The sequence below is a fragment of the Chryseobacterium polytrichastri genome, assembly GCF_900142445.1.
GTDB lineage: Bacteria > Bacteroidota > Bacteroidia > Flavobacteriales > Weeksellaceae > Chryseobacterium > Chryseobacterium polytrichastri.
In genome coordinates this window covers 1-4,784 of sequence record NZ_FRAV01000078.1, presented here as the reverse complement: position 1 = coordinate 4,784, position 4,784 = coordinate 1, and the positions used below count along the sequence as shown (strand labels likewise).

Genomic DNA, 4,784 nt, shown 5'->3' with positions numbered 1-4,784 from the left:
GTGGCTAATGAATATCTTCCCGTTCCACAGGAAGGAACTTACAACGGAGCTATTTATACAACCCCTTTATCCAATAAGCCGAATACCCCTTATGGCAATGAAAAGATCTATACCGAAAAGCTTTTTGAAAACTCTCCTTTAGACAGAGTTCTTGAGCAAAAGCAAGTAGGAACAGCATGGAATGATAAACCTGTAAAATTTGAATATGGCACCAATACTGCTACCGATGTTAAAAAATATGTAGTCACCACTTCCTGGACAAACGGAGCAACAACATCTTCTGTTCCTGTTGTCGGAAATTATGGAGCGAATCAATTATACAAAACAACCGTAACTGATGAGGATGGAAACAAAACGACAGAATTCAAGAATGCTCAGGGTCAGGTTATCTTGGTGAGAAAAGCGTTAAGCGCTTCGCAGGATGCCGATACGTATTATGTGTATAATGAATACAATCAGTTGGCTTTAGTGATTCCTCCTGAGGCAGTGATTTCAGCAACAATGGATGCTACTGTACTTAATAATTATTGTTATCAGTATAATTATGATGGAAGAAACAGGCTTGTCGGGAAAAAGCTTCCCGGTAAAGGCTGGGAATATATGGTCTACGACAAACAGGATCGACTTGTGATGACCCAGGATGCCCAAATGGGATTATCCAAGCAATGGCTATTTACAAAATATGACCAATTTGGAAGACCGGTTTACACTGGAATCTATACCGGAACATCGTTGTATAGTCTTGCAGGAAGAGCATCAGAACAAACCAATGTAGAAACAAAAGGCAGTAATAACGAGCTTAGAGGAAGTTCATCTCCCGACAGCAGTGTTATTTCGCTTAATTACAATAATGCAGCATATCCTACTTCCGGTATCAAGATTCTGACGATTAATTATTATGATAGTTTTCCAAGAGACCCTTGGTTTCCAAATGATCTTCCAAATGTCATTCTTGATCAGAAAGTAACTATTACCACCCAGGGACCAAGTGTAAAAGGATTACTCTTGGCGTCATATGTGAAGAATATAGAAAATGATGACTGGACAAGAAACTTTATGTTATACGATCCTAAAGCACGTCTGATTGGAAGCCGTTCTACGAATCATTTGGGAGGCTCAACCAATGTAGATCTAAAACTGAGTTTTGCGGGTCTTACCGAACAGACTATTACGAGACATAAAAGGTTAAGTACCGATACAGAAAAAGTAATCACTGAAGGTTTTACGTATGATCATCAAAACAGACCTTTGCTTAATAAACATCAGGTTGATCAAAATCCCGTAGAGATTTTATCCCAAAATAAATACAATGAACTTTCGCAATTAGAAAGCAAAAAAGTGGGTGGAATAATTGCTAATTCTCCACTTCAGCAAATCGACTATGAATATAACATCCGAGGCTGGATGACCAAGATTAATGATCCTGTAAATCTTAACGGAAAGTTATTCGGATATGAAATAAGGTACAATAATCCGGTTTCTTCAGCTATAGCTCCCGGAAAATTTAATGGGAATATTGCAGAAGTTGATTGGAAAAATTCAACAGAAGATTTATTAAAAAGGTATAACTACGAGTATGATAATCTGAATAGATTAAAAAATGCCTTCTACAAAGAGCCTACTACGGGAAACAGTACTACTTTTGATGAATATCTTACCTATGATTTGAATGGAAATATTAATACTTTAAAAAGAAATGCCCCTCAAGTATTTTCACCTACCGCTACAACGGTTGATGATCTTGAATATAAATATACGGGGAATCGTCTTAATAGGGTAATAGAGAATGCATTGAATAATACAGGATATGAAGGTGGAAATAACTTTATTGATTATGACCTCAATGGGAATATGACCAACATGAAAGATAAAGGGATTGAGGGAATTGGTTATAATCATCTTAACCTTGCAGATTCTTATTCTATTACCCAAAAAGATCCATTGGGTACCAATATAAGTTTTGGTTTAAATTATCTATATCGTGCAGATGGATCTAAGGTTCGTAAAACCTATTCATCAGGTGGAGGAAGAGGTCAGTCTATTACCAATAAATATACCGATTATTTAGATGGTTTTCAATATAGCTTTAGTGAGACCGTAGCTCCTTGTCCTTGGTGCAGAACAAGTGTAGCGTATGAAGCAGAGGCTTTTAGAGATCCTGGTATTTTTGATCCAATTCCCGGTACTCTGGATTGGCAATTAGATTTTGTTCCTACCTCAGAAGGATTTTACAGCTTTACGGAAAATCGCTATATTTACCAGTATAGAGATCACTTAGGAAATGCAAGGGTTAATTTTGCAAAAAATGCCGCAGGAGCTCTGGAAGTTACTGATACAAATAATTATTATGCCTTTGGAATGAATCATATTGGCGGTATGAAAAGCTTATTGGGAGGATATCAGAATTATAAATATAATGGTAAGGAATTGCAGGAATCTGGAATGTATGATTACGGAGCAAGGATGTATATGCCCGACTTAGGACGATGGGGCGTCGTGGATCCGTTGGCGGAGAAGCACCCTGAAATGACACCATATCGATATAGCTTTAATAATCCAGTGAATGCTACTGATCCAACAGGCTTACTAGAAGATTGGTTTAATGATGAAAATGGAGATATGGTTTTTAAAGATAGTGTTAAAAGTCAGCAAGATATGGACACTCAAGGAATAAAAGGTACTTATGTAGGAGAAACTGATCAACAAGGGGATTTAACTTATGCTGCAAATGGATATGTTTATGATGATTCTACAGCAGGAGGTGGACTGGCGGTTGCTAATGGTAGAGAAACAAAAATTCAGGAGGTTGTTTTACAGGGTTCTGGAAGTAACTTATCCAAAGCTTGGAATAGCGGTTTAGCCAGAACTCAGATTTCTGATTATTACACTATTGGTTTATCATCTAATGTAGCTGCTTTTCTTGGAGTAGGAACAACACCTATTAATTTCACATTATTAACAAGAGGAAAAGAACCAGGATTGTATTTTACCCCAACTATAAATGCCTCTTTAGGTGATGGCATAGAAGGAAATGCAGGGGTTACTGTTGGAAGAGGAATTTATACTGGTAATCCGAGAAGTATTACTTCAAGTATGTTACAGGGAAACTCTTTTGGTCTTTCGGTTGGTTTGGGATTAGCTGTTGATGCTTCAGTTGGTGCTTCTTATGCTCCTACAGGACAAAGTAAGGGTTTTATTGGTATATCCGGACAGGTTGGAGTTGGTGTAGAAGGTAGTCCTGCAACACTAGTTAATATACAGGCAACATATCAATATACACCTATTGTTAAACCTATTTTTCAATTTAAATAATTAAACTATGAAATTGAAAAATATTTGGAAACTATTCCCCATCTTTTTAATTATAGGAATTATTATATTTTTTGAAAGAAAAGGTAATATTGAAAGAAAAGAATTTTACAAGTCAGATATTAATTCTTATATCTTTAAGAAAAAAAATAATTGGTCAGGAGGTCGAAGTTATAATTATGTAACTGCCAAAAATATTATAATTACGTTAATGAACAGCGATACTCTTAAAGTTGGCGACTCAATCTCAAAAGAGAGTAATACTGGAAATTTTAATATTTATAGAAAAAACCAATTAGGAAAATATAATTTTTATAAAAATTATAACATAGAACTATAAAGCAATAACCCTCAGTTCAACTGGGGGTTATTGCTTTATAGTTCTATCAAAATCTAATATCATAACCTACGATTTTAATAGAGTCACCTTCCTTATGTAGGGTGAATTTTTCTTGAGTATTTTTAATATCTCGTTTAACATTATAAATTAACACATATTCACTTTTAGGATTTGAACCTTTAATCACAAGTGTTTGCCAATATATTAAAGAATCATTTTTAATATTACCACATTCTATAGAAGACTCATTAAGTATTTGACCAAATTTTTCTTTCGGTGTTACTTTAAAAAGACTTTTACTTATTAATTTAAAAGCATTTTCTTTATTTTTTTTATTTATGAGAGTATAAAAGTCTTGTGCTACTTGCTCAGCATCTTTTTTATCTTCTTCTCTGTTTTGATTAGTGGAATTAAAATTACAGCTTACTAGAAATAAGTTAAGTGAAATTAAAAAACATTTTTTCATTGTATATTGACGTTGTTTAATGTTAAGCAAATGTAGCTATTTTAGCTTGTAATATTGATAAAGTATTAAACCCTATAATAAGAAAGTTCCCAAAACAGTTAGTTCTTTTGTCTTCCGACCAGAACTAACCTTAAATGATCTTATATAAAGTCGAGCGGAATTTAAACAATAGTACATCTAACTGAGATTATTAGCTGTATTTTGTACAAGTTAAAAATTGAAGTTACTAGCTTTTTTACGGCAAAAATTTTAATGAATATCCGTAATTGGTAATAATATAAATACTATTTTATTAATCAGTTAGTTATGTTGTTGTTTTGAAGATATTACCTCTGAAATTAAACGAAAATATCTTCAATTCTATGTAGATGAGTTCATTTTACATACTAAATCAAACATATTCTTGTAATAGAACCCTCAAAAGGCCTTTAATAACAGGTATTAAAGGAGTATGCGTGAAAACGGATATACATAAAATTTTATACTTTTACCAATATTCAAAAGAATTACCAAATAAAATTTATAATCAGTTTAAAATTAAACCTATAAAAGATCCCCCCTGCTGGCGCGAGCGCAATGTCATTAAGTTAGGTGATTAACATTCTGATTGTCAAATGATTAATCCTTTGTTTGCGATTGTTTTTTTCGTATATTTAACAGTGAATCAAT

General features: G+C 33.6%; 3 protein-coding genes. 2 read left to right on the top strand and 1 reads right to left on the bottom strand.

From position 1 onward, the window contains the following. Together BUB80_RS22925 and BUB80_RS22920 are read left to right on the top strand one after the other, a co-directional pair. Nucleotides 1-3,312: RHS repeat-associated core domain-containing protein (locus tag BUB80_RS22925; RefSeq protein WP_139262896.1), on the top strand; the 3,312-nt coding region annotated here is incomplete at its 5' end. Nucleotides 3,313-3,319: 7 nt separating this feature from the next. Beyond that, a complete protein-coding gene (locus BUB80_RS22920; protein WP_073298033.1) occupies nt 3,320-3,649 on the top strand; it encodes a hypothetical protein in 330 nt (109 codons plus the stop codon). A 46-nt stretch (nt 3,650-3,695) separates the two neighbouring features. Here the strand turns inward: BUB80_RS22920 and BUB80_RS22915 are convergent, their stop codons facing one another. Further along, nucleotides 3,696-4,115, bottom strand: coding sequence for a hypothetical protein (locus BUB80_RS22915; protein ID WP_073298031.1), 420 nt, complete (start codon nt 4,113-4,115; stop codon nt 3,696-3,698). Between the last annotated feature and the right edge of the window lie 669 nt (nt 4,116-4,784).

Coding starts and splice junctions, on each gene's coding strand:
- BUB80_RS22920 (WP_073298033.1), top strand. CDS start 3,320: ATGAAATTGAAAAATATTTGGAAACTATTCCCCATCTTTTTAATTATA.
- BUB80_RS22915 (WP_073298031.1), bottom strand. CDS start 4,115: ATGAAAAAATGTTTTTTAATTTCACTTAACTTATTTCTAGTAAGCTGT.